This is a genomic window from Afipia sp. GAS231 (assembly GCF_900103365.1).
Lineage (GTDB): Bacteria > Pseudomonadota > Alphaproteobacteria > Rhizobiales > Xanthobacteraceae > Bradyrhizobium.
In genome coordinates this window covers 1265477-1281201 of the sequence record NZ_LT629703.1, presented here as the reverse complement: position 1 = coordinate 1281201, position 15725 = coordinate 1265477, and the positions used below count along the sequence as shown (strand labels likewise).

The window sequence follows — 15725 nt, the reverse complement described above, 5'->3', positions numbered from 1 at the left end:
CCCAGTTCAACCGAAAAGAAGCTGACATGAGCGAAGCGATCAAAACCGATGTGCTGATTATTGGCGCGGGTCCGTGCGGCCTGTTCGCCGTGTTCGAACTGGGCCTTCTGGACATGAAGGTGCATCTGGTCGACATCCTCGACAAGATCGGCGGCCAGTGCGCCGAGCTCTATCCGGAAAAGCCGATCTACGACATTCCCGGTATTCCCTTCGTCACCGGCCATGGCCTCACCGAAGCGCTGATGGAGCAGATCAAGCCGTTCAACCCGACCTTCCATCTCAACGAGATGGTGGAGACGATCGAGAAGATCGGCGACCCCGGCTTCCGGGTCACCACCGATGCCGGCCAGGTGTTCGAGTGCAAGGTGGTGGTGATTTCCGCGGGCGGCGGCTCGTTCCAGCCGAAGCGTCCGCCGGTTCCGGGCATCGAGGCCTATGAGGGCGCGTCGGTGTTCTACGCCGTGCGCAAGATGGAGCAGTTCCGCGACAAGAGCATCCTGATCGTCGGCGGCGGCGATTCCGCACTGGACTGGACGCTCAATCTGCATCCGATCGCCAAGCGCGTGACGCTGCTGCACCGGCGCGACGATTTCCGCGCGGCGCCGCACAGCGTCGAGCAGATGCGTGCGCTGGTGGCGAGCGGAAAGATGGATCTCAGGATCGGTCAGGTGACCTCGCTGGAAGGCGAGGGCGGCAAGCTTTCGGGCGCCGTCATGAAGGGCAACGACAACGCGGTCTCGAAGGTCGACTGCGATACCATGCTGCCGTTCTTCGGGCTGACCATGAAGCTCGGTCCGGTCGCCAACTGGGGAGTTGCGCTGGAAAACAATCTGGTGCCAGTCGAGACCGCGGCGTTCGAGACCAACGTGCCTGGCATCTTCGCGATCGGCGACATCAACACCTATCCGGGCAAGCTGAAGCTGATCCTCTCCGGATTCCACGAGGGCGCGCTGATGGCGCAGAAGGCGCACCGCTACGTCTATCCGGACAAGCGGCTGGTGTTCCAGTACACGACCTCGTCGTCGAGCCTGCAGAAGAAGCTCGGGGTCAACTGATTCCAACCGTAATATGACCGGCAGAGCGTTTTCAGACCGCGGCGCGTTCGCCGCGGTCCGGCAATCGGTCGCGCCGGTACTGGAACCGTCCGCCAAATGGCCTTAGTCTGCAGCCATTCATTTGGTGAATTGATCAGGTGGCTAAAATGCGAAATGCACTATCTGGAATTCGACTGATATTGCCGATCGTGATGGCGCTCGCCTGTGCTTCCGAACTTGCAGCCCAGCCGGCGGAGCCGTCGGCGGCCGGGCTGTGGCAGAAGCTCGAGAACAACAAGCCGGTGGCCTGGTTTCTCGTGGTCGATCACAGCGGCATCTTCGAGGGCGTCATCGCCAAGACCTTTCCGCTTCCCGGCGAAGATCCGAACAAGGTTGATATCTGCTCGAAATGCACCGACGACCGCAAGAACGCGCCGGTGCTGGGTATCTCCCTCATCCGCGACATGAAGCGCGACGGTCTGAAATACGAGGACGGCAACGTACTCGATCCGCGCGACGGCAAGATCTACAAGGCGAAGATGAGCGTCAGCCCCGACGGCCAGAAATTGACGATGCGCGGTTTCCTCGGGATATCGCTGTTCGGCAAGGACGAGATCTGGGAGCGCCTTCCGGATACGAACTTGGCTCAGGTCGATCCCGCGATCATCGCCAAGTATCTGCCGGCGCAGGCGGCCGCGATCAAGCCTGGTCCGGCGCCCAAAGCAGCAGCTCCGGCGCCGAAGAAGGGCGCGCCTGCACCGGCGCCTGCACACTAGGAAAACGCGCTGATAATCAGCGCGTTTTCGCCGGCGGCGCGACCGGCGGTACCGGCTGCGAGATCACCTCGGGCACGGCCGCATCGAGCTGCAGCACGGCGGCTGCGGCCGGCAACGCTGCGTCCGCCATCGCGGCGTGGCCTTCGGCACTGGGATGCACGGCGCCGCCATAGACCGCCGACAACACCCCCCAGGTCGCATCGTGAATATCGTTGGGCTGCATCGAGGACGGCAGGCCCTGCGGATAGGTCATCGCGGCGAAATAGCTGTCGTTGGCGTCGCGGATCCAGCGCGCGCGCGGCAGATAGGCGCGGAATTCGCCGGCGCTGCGGCCGCACAGCATCGGCTGGCTGGCCGAGCTGACGATGTCAGGGTCGAAACTGTCGCCGGTGGCCGAGAAGCATTGCCGATCGAATTCCGGATCGCTCTCGGCGCGTGCGCAGAAACCGTGGTTGGCGAACGCGGCCTGGTGGCTGTCGACGAAGGTCATGCGATCGGCGCGCGGATTGCGGCACAGGATGCCGCCTTGGCACAGCGCCAGCGCCTTCAGCTGCGGCAGGAATTCGCTATCGACGAAGTTCGACACCGCGGCGAGCCGCTGCGGCTGGGCGTTGAAGGAGGGATGAATGTCGAAGCCCGCGCGTCCGCCCGGGCAGGGCGCGCCGCCTTGCGCCGTCGGGTTGGCATAGGAGGTGTAGATCACCCGCGACATGTCGCCGACCAGCGGCTTCAACGCTTCGCGCAGCTTGGCAAATCCCTGCGGCAGGTCGCGGGTCAACGCGCCGCGGGCGTCGTCCACAGAGGCCATCACGCCGCTGCGCCGGAACAGTGCGCGCTCGGTCGGGGTGTCGACGATGACGTCGGCGACCAGCCCCGAAAAATAGATGTCGTTGGCGCCGACCGACAGCAGCACCAGATCGAGCTTGCGATCGGGCTGCCGGCGTTTGGCGGCGGTGAGAGCCTCGCGCAGCTCGGCCAGTTGGCTGTTGACGGTGCCCTGGCACGCCGCAGTTTTCGATGGCGGGCAGTCGCGGGCGCGCTGCGTGCCGAGCAGCCCGTCGGCGATGGTGGCGCCGGTGCAGGCCAGCGGCAGATAGGTCACCGCGATGTGCGGATACTGGACCGCGAGCGCCAGCGCGGTGCGGGTCTGATAGCTGTAGAGCGAGCGGTGGCAGGCCGGGTTGAACCAGAGTGCGCTCTGCCGCTGCCATACCGGCAGCAGGTCCGGCGCTTCGCAGGCCCGTCCGCCCTTGTAGCCGGCGCGGCTCGGCCGGTAGTATTGCGCCGCCGCAGTGCCGAGATAGGAGCGGAAGCAGAAGCCTTCATCAGCCAGCGCGATCGGGCGGTCCGGGTTTCCCTCGCCGGAAGCAACGCTGTCGCCGAGACCGGCCACGAAGATATCGCGCACCGCGATCTCGGTGGAAACGCGCTGGCTGCCGTCAGAACTCGAGACGTCCACGCTTGCCACCGTGCTGCGGCCATAGCGGACCCTGAGATTGACCGGCTCGGCGCAGTCGAAGGTAGAAACCTGCGGGCCGTCGCCATCGTCGAACGACCAGGCGCAGGTGGCGCCGACCGGGACCGGCCCGGACAGCCGCACCACGATCGGGTGATCGATCGGCGTCAGGTAGCTTTCCTTGACGTTGTCGCGGCTGCAGGGCTCGCTGACGCGCCCGGTGAGATCGATGCAAAGCCGGTTGACGGTGTTGCGCGCCCAGCCGCGGCCGTCGCTCTGCACCTCCAGCGCCTGTTCGGCGGCCAGCACGCTGCGTCCGCGTCCGGCCTCGGTATGCAGCAGGAAATCCCGTTCCTCGCGGAACAGCCGGAAGCGGTTGCGGACCTCCCAGGAGATCTGCAAGGCGCCGTTGCCATCAGCGATCTGGGCTTCGGCTAATGACGTGGATAGTCCGACCAGCGCGCCGGCGAGCAGCGCGACAGACAGGATGGAGCGTGAGACAATTCCGGCCATGGCGCCTTTGACGTTAGCGGTAAGGCAGAAATAAGAGAACCGGCGAGAGCTAACCAAAAAGTCCTGACGGGACGGATAACGACGCTGTTACCGGCTCGGGATTCCGGTCTCAGGGTTGCCGGCTGTTGACCGGCTGCCGCACCCGCGCCTTTGCCGTGCAGGCGTCGGTGAGCCGGCGGCGTTCCTGCCAGGGCTGCACCACGTTGAGCCAGAGTTCGCGCGTCCCCATGATCGAAATCGAGATGCCGAAGGGGATCAGGAAGTAAAGGATCCGGAACACCACCAGCGTTGCTACCAGTTGTTCCTTGCCGAACTGCGGCAACGCCACCAGCATCGCCGCGTCGAACACGCCGAGACTGCCGGGTGCATGGCTGGCAAAGCCGAGCAGCGTCGCCAGGATGAACACCACCGCCAGCGAGACGAAATCGATATCTGGCTCGGTCGGCATCAGCAAATACATCGCCAGCGCGCAGAAGCCGAGATCGACCACCCCGATCAGCACCTGCAGCAGAGTCAGCCGGGCCGAGGGCAGCACCACTTTCCAGCCGTTCTGCCCGAGTTCGCGGCGCTGCTCGCCGGTCATCAGCCAGACAAAATAGGCGGCGATGCCGGCGAGGCAGCCGATCGCGATCAGCCGGTTCATCGACGCCGGCAGCAGGTCCATCGCCGATGCCGCCCAGGGATGCCAGGCCATGCCGAAACCCAGCACGAACAGATTGCCGAGCCAGAACGTCAGCCCGGAGAGAAAGCAGATCTTGGCGACATCGATCGCATTCAGGCCGTAGTCGGAATAAATCCGGAACCGGATCGCGCCGCCGGTAAAGACGGTGGCGCCGATATTGTGGCCGATGGTGTAGCTGGTGAAGCTCGACATCGCCGCGATGCGGTAGGGGATATGGGTCTTGCCGATGGTTCGCAAAGCGAAGAAATCATAGAAGGTCAGCGTGCAGAAGGCGCAGACCACGCACAGCGCGGCCAGCGCGATCCGGTGCGGCGCAATATCCGTCAGCGCGGTCAGGATGACCCCGGTGTCGACGCCCTTCAGCGTCCGGACCAGATGGGTAACCGCAAAGATGATGATGAGGAGACTCGCAGCGATCCCCAGCCGTTTCCAGCCGATCTTCTCCTTGAAGCCACGCCCGAGCGTGGTCAGCAGCCGATGCATTCATCCTCCCGGCGGGGTGACAACAAAACCCGTCGCAAAAGGCGACAGGTGACGGTCAGATTGCACCGTTCGCGTAGACACATAAGCTAAAACAGGGGCGTTGTGCAGTCCTTGACAAGCCCAGCTTCTGCGTTCGTGTGCCGCCTCCGTCATACGCCTTACATATGGCGGGACGTTAACGATTGTGAGTCGGCGCAGGCGCTGCGTTCCGTCGCTGTTTCCGTCCGTTCCATCGGGGTTTCCAAGGGAACGTCGCCGCTTTCGGTCGGGCCGCGAGCGGATCAGATACCCTTGGTGAGGCAAAACGCCGCGAGGGGCGTGGCCCCGCGCGGCGTTTCGCGCCACGGGCTCCGGTGAAGACGGACGGTCACGCCACGTCTCCAGCCAAAATCTCGAAAACAACCCCATGCAAAGTAGCGCGTGACAAGCATACTTCGATCGGTAGCGAAGCGTTCCATTGAACGGAGGCGGTAGTGACGCGTTGAATTCGCCAATGGAGGTGATCCATGCGAAGCGCTTCTCTCGGACTGCCGCCGGCATCGTCCAACGATACCGCCTATCGACCGGAAACCGGACCGGTTCCCTCGGGCTATGCGGCGGCGTTGACGCTTGCGGCCATGAGCCTCGGCTATGGCGTGGTTCAACTCGACGTCACCATCGTCAACACCGCCATTACGGCGATCGGAGGCTCGCTCGGTGGCGGGGTCTCCGAATTGCAGTGGGTGGTGAGTGCCTACACCATCGCGTTCGCCGCCTTCATTCTGACGGCAGGCGCGCTCGGCGACCGGATCGGTGCCAAGCGGATCTTCATGGCGGGCTTTGCGATCTTTACGGCGGCCTCCGCCGCCTGTGCACTGGCGCCCTCTGCCACGACTCTGATCGTCGCGCGCTGCGTTCAGGGATTGGCTGCTGCTATCCTGGTGCCGAATTCACTGGCGCTGCTCAGCCACACCTATGCCGACGAGAAGGCCCGCGGTCGCGCCGTGGCCGTCTGGGCCGCTGGCGCCAGCCTCGCATTGACAGCAGGTCCGTTTGTCGGCGGCGCGTTGATCACGCTGGTCGGCTGGCGTTCGATCTTCCTGGTCAATCTGCCGATCGGTCTTGCCGGTCTGTGGCTGACCTGGCGCTTTGCCGGCGAGACGTCCCGCTCGCCCGGGCGCGAGATCGACCTGCCGGGTCAGATCGCCGCGATCGCAGCGCTTGGTTCGCTCGCCGGCGCGATCATCGAGGGCGGCTCGCTCGGCTGGGACAATCCGTTCGTGCTTGCGGGCTTCGCAGCTTTCGCGGTGTTCGCGCTGCTGTTCGTCTGGCGAGAGGTACGCGCCGCGCAGCCGATGCTGCCGTTGTCGCTGTTCAAACATCGGATGTTCGCGCTGGCCTCGCTGGTCGGCCTGCTGGTCAATATCGCGCTCTACGGCTTGATCTTCGTGCTCAGCCTGTATTTCCAGCAGGTCAATGGATTGTCGGCGTTCGCGACCGGTCTCGCGTTCGTGCCGATGATGGGCGCGGTGCTGCCGGTGAATTTGATTGCCCCGCGCATCGCCGAGCGCATCGGCGCGCCCGCCACCATTGCGGCCGGTGCGGTGCTGTCGGCGGTAGGGTGTCTGGCGGCGCTCGGCATCGAAGCCGATACCAGCTACTGGGCGATCTGCGCGCAGTTGATCGCGATGAGCAGCGGGCTCGGATTATTGGTGCCGCCGTTGACGTCGACACTGCTTGGAAGCGTCGAGAAGTCCCGTTCGGGCATCGCCGCCGGCGTGCTCAATGCAACCCGGCAGACCGGCAGCGTGCTCGGCGTCGCCTTGTTCGGTTCGCTGGTCGGCCAGTCCGGCACCTTTATGTCGGGCCTGCACGCGTCGCTGATGATCGCGGCCGGCGTGCTGACGGCGGGCGCCGCGGCGATCTGGTTCGGACGGCCGCCGGCAGCGGGTCGCAACGATTTTGCCGCTCCCGGTCAAAGCCGGCGATGAACGGGGTACCGGGATCATTGCGGGAAACTGAACAGAATACCCGGCTGGCGCGATCTTTGAGCCTTTGTTCACCATCGGCGCAACCGAACCCGCGGGCGTTAACTGAAATACACCATTAGTGCCGTCATTACAGACCGGTAGCAGGGGTCTGTAATGTATCAAGTTCTGAACTGCCTGGTCACCGAGCATGATTGGCGACTGGTCGTCCTTGGTGGCGCAATTTGCTGGCTCGCCAGCGCGGTGGCGATCAGTTTGCTTCATCGCGCCAGGGCTTCGCAGGGGCGCACCCGCGCGATCTGGGTCGGCCTCGATGCGGCCGTGAGCGGCTGCGGAATTTGGGCGACCCACTTTGTTGCGATGCTGGCCTACGACCCCGGCGCGGCTGCCGGATACAACATTCCGGTCACTCTGATCTCGCTGGTCTTTGCCGTAGCAATCTCCGCCGTCGGCCTCGGCATTGCGTCGCTCAATAACCGCCGGTCGACGGTCGCGATGGGCGGTGCGGTCGTCGGCATGGGCGTTGCCGCGATGCACTACACCGGCATGATGGCCCTCGAGCTTCCGGCGCGCATCGTATGGTCGCCCGGCATTGTTCTCGCTTCGGTGCTGTTCGGAAGTGTTTTCGCAGCAATGGCGCTTGTTGTCGCCGTGCGGCGGGATGATCGCAGTCACACCCTGGCCGCCACGGCTCTTTTGACGGTCGCGATCGTTTCGCACCACTTCACGGCGATGGGGGCGGTCACGCTGGTTCCGGATCCCACCCTCGTCACCGACGAATTGACGATCGCTCCGGCCGCGCTTTCCTTTTTGACCGCGGTGGCGGCGTTCGCCATTCTCGGCATATCGCTGGTGGCTGCCATGCTCGATCGCCGTTCGAGCAGCGAGCTGCATCAGCAGAAGGTCCTGCTCGACTCCGCGATCGGAAATATGTCGCAGGGACTTTGCATGTTCGATGCGGAAGGCCGCATCCTGCTGTTCAACGAGCGTTACGCCGAGATGATGGACCGGACCGGCATGCCGCTGCAGGGCCGCATGTTGATCGACGTTCTGCAGGATCAGAAATCGAACGGGAAATGGGACGGCGATCCCGATGAGTTCTTCGACATGGTGGTGGCTGCGGCGAAAGCCGGCGAGACCTTGACCAGGGTCGTCACCCGCAACGGCCGTTCGATCCGCGTGGTCGATCAGCCGAAGAAGGGCGGCGGCTGGGTCGCGACATTCGAGGACATCACCGAATGGCAGCAGGCCCAGGAGCAAATTTCGCATATGGCGCGCCATGACGCGCTGACCAACCTGCCGAACCGGACGCTGTTCCGCGAGCAGCTTGAAAAGGCCTTGCGCCTCGCCAAGCGCAGCGACCAGCTCGCGGTATTTTGCCTCGATCTCGATCATTTCAAGGAAATCAACGACACGCTCGGCCATCCGGTCGGCGACGCCCTGCTGAAGGAAGTTGCCCGCCGGCTCGGCGAATGCGTCACCGAGCACGATACGGTAGCGCGGCTTGGCGGTGATGAATTCGCGGTCGTCCAGTTCTGCAGCGACTGCGATCCCTCGGCGGTGGCGTTGCTTGCCAGCCACATCGTGGAGCAGATCGGGGAGCCCTACGATATCGGCGGCCATCAGCTCGTCGTCGGCGTCAGCATCGGCATCTCGCTTGCGCCCGAGGACGGCAAGAACCCCGATGAACTATTGAAGAAGGCGGATCTCGCGCTTTATCGCGCCAAGGCGGACGGCCGCGGCACCTATCGTTACTTCGAGACCGGCATGGACGCCCGCGCCCAGGCGCGCCGCATTCTGGAACTGGATTTGCGCGCGGCGCTGCAGCGCCACGAGTTCGAAGTGTACTATCAGCCGATCCGCGACGTTGCCAGCGACGAGGTCGTCGCGTTCGAAGCCCTGGTTCGCTGGAACCATTCGTTGCGCGGCCTGATCTCTCCGGTCAACTTCATTCCGCTGGCGGAAGAAACCGGTCTGATCGTTCAACTCGGCGACTGGGTGCTTCGGCAGGCCTGCACGGACGCCGCCGGCTGGCCGAAGGATGTCGACGTCGCCGTCAATCTTTCGCCGGTGCAGTTCAAGAATCCGAACCTGGTGTCGCAGGTCAAGGCGGCGTTGCAGGCTTCAGGTCTTCCGGCGCATCGCCTCGAGCTGGAGATCACGGAATCGGTGCTGCTGCAGAACAGCGCGGCGACGCTTGCGGTTCTGCACGAGCTTCGCGGCTTTGGCGTCAGGATCTCGCTCGACGACTTCGGAACCGGCTATTCGTCCCTGAGCTACCTGCGCAGTTTCCCGTTCGACAAGATCAAGATCGACCGTTCCTTCGTCAGCGAGCTCGCCACGCGCGACGACTCCATGGCCATCGTTCGCGCCGTGACCGGCTTGGGCAAAAGCCTCGGGATCGTTACCACCGCGGAGGGCGTCGAGACCGAGGCGCAGTTCGAGCTGTTGCGCCGCGAGGGCTGTACGCAGGCGCAGGGCTATTTGTTCAGCCAGCCGCGTCCCGCTGCCGAGGTGAACACGATGCTGTCGCGGCCGCGTGCGCGCATCGTCGCTTAGGACGTGTGCTCACAAATCCAGTACGGGCATACGGGATGGCGATGCCCGCATTCCCCTCAAAAGCGGACATCGACCGTGCACAACGAATGTCCGCTTGGTGCCCACTTGCGGACTCTCGCGGCTACAGCCGCGCCTGTTGGATGTTCGGCTGGTGGATCGGTCGATCAAGCCGACGACTAAGCCGAAGCCCGGTGCAACTTGAACGTGGCACGCTTCATCGACCCAATTGCTCCCAATCTCCTTCAAGCCTCTGCTCAAACACTTGCGCCGGTGCTCCCTGGTGAACTTCGGCAAACTCCTTGAGAGGAAGCGAGGTGGTTACACCCACAACATTGGAATTAACGGTCTCTAAGACCAGCATCTGACCTGACTCCAGATCATGGATTAAGCCAGCATTTGCCACGCTTCCGGCTACGCAACCATTGGTGAGACAAATGACATAGGGAATTTGCAAGGGCGAACCCTGGTCAACAGTCAACTTGATGCCCGGCTGTAAGAAGGATCCAGGGGGCACGAACATCTGTAGACGAGCAACAGGATCGCCCTCTCGTTCGATCAGATCGACTCTGAGTGCGATCTGACCCGTGTCCCATTTACCGTTGATGGTCGTGCGACAAACCAATTTCGACCCGGCCTCTTGGGTGGCCTTGAAACACACCTTGCGCCACGGCGCGTACGTCAGCGGGCGATCCGGCTGTCGTCCCCGAGTAGCGATCTCTGCCTCAGAAAAATTCTCGATCGCCGGTACGTCGCCGAATGGCACCAGTTGTTGCGCGTCGAGCCTCATCACTGGGGTCGCCAGGAACACCACAAGTGATCCAGCTACCAGGAATCGATACCGGGCTGATCTTGCAGATGGGTACAGTGGCCGATTGCCCATAAACCAATGCCTTTCATCGATGTTTGGCTAGGAATTCGCTGACAAGAGGCGCCCAGAGTTGAACGGCCTCCGCCGAATCTATCAAAAAATGGCCGTCCTCTCCAAAATCGGATAACAGATGATATTCGACATTGCCGCCTGCGGCCCGAAACGCTTCCACCATCCGCTTTGAGAGATCGGGTCCAAAATAACTGTCGTTATGGGTGTAGATCCATAACATTGGAACGCGCGCCGTGCGGCCAAATTCGGCAACGGCATCGACTAGCTGATTAGGGGCGCAGTTGTTGTTAGGTTTGCCATTGAGATGACCACCGCGGCCGGCTGCAAAGCCGATGATCGCCCGCACCGACTCCGGATTTTGACTGCCAAGCGCAATCGACCCCCAACCACCCCCCGATTGGCCGACAATGATGACCTCATCGCGCTTGATAAATGACTGAGTTGACATGTAGTCGATGATCCACTTGTCAATCGACGCGACGGCAAGCCCCGCTTCACGAAACTCAGCATCCGAACATTTTCCCACGCCCGAGAAAAACAGTCCGAACAGACCTCGCTCGGGGATTTCGATCGCAGTAGCACCGTATCCAGGGCGTACAGGTGCGACCACCACGTAGCCCTGTCGCGCAAACCAAAGCGCGGCGTCACGAAATTCGATCACGGGAAAGTAGCTTCGCCCCGTCGCGTCAAGCGAAACTCCATGATTCATCACGACGAGTGGAAATGGACCGCCCCCAATGGGTCGCATCAAATAGGCGAGCATCGGGACAGGCGAGGAGGGAATCGCCCACATCTCCTCGTGAACCTGCGGCGCGATCGAGGGAACAGCCTGCTGCGCGAGCGCCGCGAGCGGCAAAGCCGCAATGCCAGCAATTATTGCAATGAGGTGCCGCCGTCGCATCGGTGCGTGCCCCTGCTGTGTATCACTACAGCGTAGAACCTTTAAGGGAGAGGTCCAAGCGTCGAATGTCCGCGTTGGGTGGCAAAAGCTGCCCTGACGGCCCCGAAGTCCGACTTCCGCTATACCCCCAAAGGCGGACTCAAGACGGACATCTGGCCATGTCTGTTTCGTGCCACAAAAGGACTCATATGCTGCGGTGTCGCCTTGTCGTCCTCCAAATCGAGTTCGCCGGGATGGATCGCACATCGCTGCAGTCGATGGTTGCTATGAGCCGTTCAATCTCACCGCAATCGCGGATCAGCCGCAGACTCGCACCCGGCGGACCCGCCAGCCACGGCCGTCCCAGAAACGCTGTTGCACCCATTCGCAACTGCCATAATCGTCGTATGGCCCGGGACCTGCTCCGTAAGGGGCAGGCTGATAATAGCGGCCCGGAGCCGCGACGCCAGGCTGCGCGCTTGCGGGCGTCGCGGCGAGCGAGCCAATCGTTGCGACCGCGACAAAGGCAGCAAATGTCTTCTTCATTCCAGGCCCTCCTGTGCGTGCATGGCGTGCGGCCACGGCACCGCCGCACCACCGACAAGCGTGATGAAATCGCGCCGCCTCACTGGATTCCTTTGTGCCGGAGCACACCCTAGCGCATCGTGGACGAGAACGGTGTTTCGCAGCACAGCAAAATAGGCCGCCTTATGTCCGAGAAGGGTCCAAAAGCTGCCCTGAGGGCCCCAACGTCCAACTTCCGCTTTGCCCCCCGATAGCGGACTCAAGTCGGACATCGCGCCATTTCCGAAAAGTGCCAAACAGCCGATCTTCGCAACGCGCCAGTTCAGGCTACTCGAAGGTGCCGAGTGTGGAACCAGGAAGCCGCCGCAAATCGCGCGCGGAGGGTTCCCGCATTTGAAATAAAAATTGATCGAATGGCTAAAAAAAGCGGGGATATTTCCCAAAAGCGGCTTGATTTTCCATTCTTCTTTTTGCCTGGGGCATTTGTTTGATGGGCAAGAACAGATGACTGATCAACAATTGGCACTTGAGGCGATTAACGAAGCGCAACACATACTGGAAGACTACCTTCGGCCGCGGCCGCACAACAATGAGCGCGTCCTCGACAGGTTGGTGGAAGTTCTCGAACGCCCTGATTTGGTAGTCGCTGTAAGCCGATTGCAGCAGCGCAGCAGTTTTTCAGAGGGCGAATGAGCAAACCGGCATCAATCGCGTTGGTCGCCGGGATTGCGGCGCTTCTGTGCGCCGAGATGCCGAATGCGCAGGCCAAGCAACCATGCAGCGCCGCGATGCCATCAAATCCCCACGGGCGCTGGTGGTCCTATCGTCTGATCGATGGACGAAAGTGCTGGTACGAAGGCAAGCCCATGCTTTCGAAATCGTTGCTGGAATGGCCCGGGGAGGCATCCGCGCAACCCGAGTCCAACGGACCAGTTACAGGCGCAGTCACTCGAAGGCCTGGCAATCCCTTAGACGCGCAAGTCCGGTCGATGAAGGACAGTGATACCTTCGAAGCGCGATGGCGGGAAAGGGTGGAAATGCAATAGGCGTTGCCGCCGAAGGAAGTCTCGAGCAACCGGTTGTTGACCACTCGCGAGCAGCGCTTGTTTTTAAAGCGGCGGAAACCGGCAAATGCGAACGGCTGCAGAATTCAATCTCTATTACGCGACCCCTGATCCCTGGCATATTTCCCAGGCGCGATTCAGGGACAAGGTCTTGCGCCGACGGCTGAAGCGGTTGATCCGGGGCAAATCCGTTCTTGAGCTCGGATGCGGCGAAGGCCACTTGACCGATGCCGTTTTTGACAAGGCACGATCCGTCGTTGGCATCGACATAAGCGACGTGGCAATTGCTCGCGCTAAATCGCTGAACCTGCCAAATGCCAGATTTGAATGCGCTGATTTTTTACAAAAATCATTCGAGGGTTACGACGTGATCACAGCCATCGAATGCGTCTACTATCTGTCCTTCCAGGAGCGAGAAGTTTTTCTGAAGAAAGTTGCCAAGGAGCATCCCGGCAAAATACTTCTGCTTTCGGGTCCGATCGTCGACTACAGAAGACACTTCAGTCATAGGCGATTGATGCTCGAGTTCACGGCGCTCGGGTTTTCTCCCCTTAAATTTTCCAACCTTTCCGTTTATTGGTATCCGCCTTCATTCAGAATTGTCGCTCACCTGATCAAGCTGCCACTTGGACATGCCTTCCTTGATTGGATACCGGAGTCGATGGTCTACCAAAGGCTATACGTACTTCGCGCACCGAAACCCCTCTGACGATATTCGATAGCCCTACAAAAGAGGCTTCGTGTGGCCTCGGCCGGAGCAAGCAATCCGACCATGCAAGCGACTGCAATGTCTCCCGTCAATGTGGTTTGCTTCAACGCAACCACCCTATGGCACCTCGATGCCGAAGAGTGGGCGCCGTCCACAGCATCAATCGCTACCGAATCGGACTTTCAGGCCATGCCCGGTCTTCCTTCGGAAGCGACCGGATTGCGGGCATCCCGGATTGGCTGCATTGTGCCACTTCCGGACTCATGCATCGCAGCATTGCGCGCTATTCCATCTCCGCCTCATTCGATCACCTCGTCGACGCGAGCAAGGATTGACGGTGGGATCGTAAGACCGAGCATCGCGGCGGTCTTGAGATTTAATCTCATCTCAAATTTGGTCGGCACCTGAACCGGAAGCTCTGCCGGGTTCGCGCCGCGGAGAATACGATCGACGTAGAGGGCGGCACCAAGAAACATGTCATCGTCGACGGGGCCATAGGAGAGCACAGCGACTGCGATCCCTCAGCGGTGTCCTTGCTTGCCAGCCACGTCGTCGAGCAGATCGGCTCGCCACCCGCGACGGTTCCATGGCCATCGTTCGCGCCGTGACCGGCTTGGGCAAAAGCCTCGGGATCGTTACCACTGCGGAGGGCGTCGAGACCGAGGCGCAGTTCGAGCTGTTGCGCCGCGAGGGCTGTACGCAGGCGCAGGGCTATCTGTTCAGCCAGCCGCGTCCCGCCGCCGAGGTCAATGCGATGCTGTCGCGGCCGCGTGCGCGCATCGTCGCCTAGGGCGGGGCGGACTCATCGAGGGGCATAGCGGATAGCGATGCCGGCATTTGCCGGGCGTGCTCGACAAGGCGATGAGCCCCAATTTGGAAGCAAGAACCGGAGTGCGAAAACGAGTGCGGCGGCGGAGGTTCTGGCAGCTGCATCGTGTCCGGGAGCATTTCATGAGGAGAGTCCTAGCGCTGGTGCTGTTCCTGTCGGGAGCAGTCTCAAGCAATGCCGCATCTCTGCTCGAAAGGCGTCAAGTGGCGCAAAGAGAAGTGTCCGCGGAGTGCGTCGCAAACTGCAATTCGACCAACTACACGTGCGCGATGAGTTGCGGCTTGTCGGGAGCATGCGTCGCCCAATGCACCGCTGAGGCAGCGGCGTGCAAGAGCCGTTGCGGCGAAAGAAAATAGATCCGTCCACCTCACATCGAACCAAACCTGCTATTCCTGTGCGGGATGCTTCTTGCCTCCCCGAATGGACCGGATAGCCAACGGTGCATTTGCCTCTACTTCCACGGAAATCGTGGCGTTCGACGGCACGGCTAGCCGCTCCGACGCCGGGTCAGGGCCTGCCTGAAGCAGGCCGTCGCCGCGAACCGTCAGTTCGGAAAACGGTAGTGCGGCGCTCCGGTCAAACAGTTCGCGTAGCTTGGGATGCAGTCCGTCGCCGCGCGCAGCGGCGAAAGCATCGAAGGCGTTTCGAGACGTCATGCACTTCACTCCGATATTCCTGTATTGCAAGGTTGGACGGTGAACGCTGCTCCGCCACTCCGTTTCATGCCTTCAAACCGGTGCTTTCCCGCGTCCCGTTGAATTCAAGGCGAGGAAGCGGAGCGCGGCTTCGTGACGGAACGGTAAGAGCCTGTGGTGGCGCAGCGGATCCGGTTCCTGCTTTCAAATTTGAAAACGAGGCGTCACCGTTTCGAAGACCCATCCCGGTTGGGGCGCGTGAAGCCGATGATGTGAGCCGTCTCTGGTGTGGCAGCCGAGTCCGCTTCAATCGCGTCCTGAGGCGGCATCACGAATTGCCGCTCCATGGCACGCCGCCCAGTCGGATCCCGTTCCTCGCGGGGCTTCATGTCCGTGATGTCGATGGCGACGATCGGATCGGAGGACTCGCCATGCAAGTTCCGATCGACAAGCGGTTGAATGACCAGGCCCGGATGGTCCGGGCAGGTTTCCGCGATGAGGGCAAGCCGCTTGAGTGGCCACTGCAAATGCGCCCAGTGCTTGATGATCGACGGCCAGTCACCACCATCCTTGAACGCGCCGTTCAAGAGACCGTTCGAGAGCGGATCGTACGGCGCAAAGACGCCCACGCTTTTCGCGATGTCGACGATATGCGGTCCATCGGAAAGGGTTACGACGAGCCCGATGACCTCATCCGTTATCCTGGCTAGTTTCATCACGTCCTGCTTTCTCG

General features: G+C 61.8%; 14 protein-coding genes and 1 pseudogene. 7 read left to right on the top strand and 8 right to left on the bottom strand.

Annotation, left to right across the window (positions count from 1 at the left end; translation table 11 throughout):
* Positions 1 to 26: 26 nt before the first annotated feature.
* Complete coding sequence (locus BLS26_RS06235; protein WP_092509365.1) at positions 27 to 1055, top strand: NAD(P)/FAD-dependent oxidoreductase; 1029 nt, start codon at positions 27 to 29, stop codon at positions 1053 to 1055.
* Between the two features lie 146 nt (positions 1056 to 1201).
* Complete coding sequence (locus BLS26_RS06230) at positions 1202 to 1810, top strand: DUF2147 domain-containing protein (protein WP_092509362.1); 609 nt, start codon at positions 1202 to 1204, stop codon at positions 1808 to 1810.
* A gap of 16 nt (positions 1811 to 1826) precedes the next feature.
* On the opposite strand, the gene BLS26_RS06225 is transcribed toward BLS26_RS06230, so the two are convergent.
* Positions 1827 to 3779, bottom strand: coding sequence for a hypothetical protein (locus BLS26_RS06225; protein ID WP_092509360.1), 1953 nt, complete (start codon positions 3777 to 3779; stop codon positions 1827 to 1829).
* Positions 3780 to 3888: 109 nt separating this feature from the next.
* On the bottom strand, positions 3889 to 4944 hold the full coding sequence (locus tag BLS26_RS06220; protein ID WP_092509358.1) for a YbhN family protein: 1056 nt from the start codon (positions 4942 to 4944) through the stop codon (positions 3889 to 3891).
* Positions 4945 to 5450: 506 nt separating this feature from the next.
* Here BLS26_RS06220 and BLS26_RS06215 point away from each other — a divergent pair.
* Positions 5451 to 6914, top strand: a complete 1464-nt coding sequence (locus BLS26_RS06215; protein ID WP_092509356.1) for an MFS transporter — start codon at positions 5451 to 5453, stop codon at positions 6912 to 6914.
* A gap of 153 nt (positions 6915 to 7067) precedes the next feature.
* Positions 7068 to 9470 carry an EAL domain-containing protein gene (locus tag BLS26_RS06210; protein ID WP_092509354.1) on the top strand — a complete coding sequence of 801 codons (2403 nt, stop codon included), beginning with the start codon at positions 7068 to 7070 and terminating at the stop codon, positions 9468 to 9470.
* A gap of 214 nt (positions 9471 to 9684) precedes the next feature.
* On the opposite strand, the gene BLS26_RS06205 is transcribed toward BLS26_RS06210, so the two are convergent.
* From BLS26_RS06205 to BLS26_RS06195, 3 genes are all read right to left on the bottom strand, one after another.
* Positions 9685 to 10257: an invasion associated locus B family protein gene (locus BLS26_RS06205; protein ID WP_157676331.1), complete on the bottom strand. Its 573-nt coding sequence runs from the start codon at positions 10255 to 10257 to the stop codon at positions 9685 to 9687.
* A 106-nt stretch (positions 10258 to 10363) separates the two neighbouring features.
* Positions 10364 to 11251, bottom strand: a complete 888-nt coding sequence (locus tag BLS26_RS06200) for a dienelactone hydrolase family protein (protein WP_074817029.1) — start codon at positions 11249 to 11251, stop codon at positions 10364 to 10366.
* Between the two features lie 297 nt (positions 11252 to 11548).
* Positions 11549 to 11776: a hypothetical protein gene (locus tag BLS26_RS06195; RefSeq protein ID WP_074816401.1), complete on the bottom strand. Its 228-nt coding sequence runs from the start codon at positions 11774 to 11776 to the stop codon at positions 11549 to 11551.
* Positions 11777 to 12160: 384 nt separating this feature from the next.
* On the opposite strand from BLS26_RS06195, the gene BLS26_RS06190 reads away from it, so the two are divergent.
* Together BLS26_RS06190 and BLS26_RS06180 are read left to right on the top strand one after the other, a co-directional pair.
* The gene (locus tag BLS26_RS06190) at positions 12161 to 12448 is read left to right on the top strand and encodes a hypothetical protein (protein WP_244541859.1); all 288 of its coding nucleotides are present in this window, start codon (positions 12161 to 12163) and stop codon (positions 12446 to 12448) included.
* Positions 12449 to 12886: 438 nt separating this feature from the next.
* Positions 12887 to 13528 (top strand): trans-aconitate 2-methyltransferase, encoded by a 642-nt coding sequence (locus tag BLS26_RS06180; protein ID WP_092509350.1) that lies wholly within the window; start codon positions 12887 to 12889, stop codon positions 13526 to 13528.
* A gap of 299 nt (positions 13529 to 13827) precedes the next feature.
* Here the strand turns inward: BLS26_RS06180 and BLS26_RS06175 are convergent, their stop codons facing one another.
* The gene (locus BLS26_RS06175) at positions 13828 to 14034 is read right to left on the bottom strand and encodes an ABC transporter substrate binding protein (protein ID WP_092509348.1); all 207 of its coding nucleotides are present in this window, start codon (positions 14032 to 14034) and stop codon (positions 13828 to 13830) included.
* A 56-nt stretch (positions 14035 to 14090) separates the two neighbouring features.
* On the opposite strand from BLS26_RS06175, the pseudogene BLS26_RS06170 reads away from it, so the two are divergent.
* A pseudogene (locus BLS26_RS06170) lies at positions 14091 to 14318 on the top strand (EAL domain-containing protein); the annotation flags it as partial.
* Positions 14319 to 14743: 425 nt separating this feature from the next.
* On the opposite strand, the gene BLS26_RS06165 reads toward BLS26_RS06170, so the two are convergent.
* Together BLS26_RS06165 and BLS26_RS06160 are read right to left on the bottom strand one after the other, a co-directional pair.
* A complete protein-coding gene (locus BLS26_RS06165; RefSeq protein WP_157676329.1) occupies positions 14744 to 15022 on the bottom strand; it encodes a hypothetical protein in 279 nt (92 codons plus the stop codon).
* A gap of 194 nt (positions 15023 to 15216) precedes the next feature.
* Positions 15217 to 15708, bottom strand: coding sequence for a hypothetical protein (locus BLS26_RS06160; protein WP_157676327.1), 492 nt, complete (start codon positions 15706 to 15708; stop codon positions 15217 to 15219).
* Positions 15709 to 15725 lie beyond the last annotated feature (17 nt).

What these genes read in the sequence shown, in the direction of transcription:
- BLS26_RS06210 (WP_092509354.1), top strand. Translation starts at nt 7,068, where the DNA reads ATGTATCAAGTTCTGAACTGCCTGGTCACCGAGCATGATTGGCGACTG.
- BLS26_RS06230 (WP_092509362.1), top strand. Translation starts at nt 1,202, where the DNA reads ATGCGAAATGCACTATCTGGAATTCGACTGATATTGCCGATCGTGATG.
- BLS26_RS06160 (WP_157676327.1), bottom strand. Translation starts at nt 15,708, where the DNA reads ATGAAACTAGCCAGGATAACGGATGAGGTCATCGGGCTCGTCGTAACC.
- BLS26_RS06235 (WP_092509365.1), top strand. Translation starts at nt 27, where the DNA reads ATGAGCGAAGCGATCAAAACCGATGTGCTGATTATTGGCGCGGGTCCG.
- BLS26_RS06195 (WP_074816401.1), bottom strand. Translation starts at nt 11,776, where the DNA reads ATGAAGAAGACATTTGCTGCCTTTGTCGCGGTCGCAACGATTGGCTCG.
- BLS26_RS06200 (WP_074817029.1), bottom strand. Translation starts at nt 11,251, where the DNA reads ATGCGACGGCGGCACCTCATTGCAATAATTGCTGGCATTGCGGCTTTG.
- BLS26_RS06205 (WP_157676331.1), bottom strand. Translation starts at nt 10,257, where the DNA reads ATGAGGCTCGACGCGCAACAACTGGTGCCATTCGGCGACGTACCGGCG.
- BLS26_RS06215 (WP_092509356.1), top strand. Translation starts at nt 5,451, where the DNA reads ATGCGAAGCGCTTCTCTCGGACTGCCGCCGGCATCGTCCAACGATACC.
- BLS26_RS06225 (WP_092509360.1), bottom strand. Translation starts at nt 3,779, where the DNA reads ATGGCCGGAATTGTCTCACGCTCCATCCTGTCTGTCGCGCTGCTCGCC.
- BLS26_RS06180 (WP_092509350.1), top strand. Translation starts at nt 12,887, where the DNA reads ATGCGAACGGCTGCAGAATTCAATCTCTATTACGCGACCCCTGATCCC.
- BLS26_RS06220 (WP_092509358.1), bottom strand. Translation starts at nt 4,944, where the DNA reads ATGCATCGGCTGCTGACCACGCTCGGGCGTGGCTTCAAGGAGAAGATC.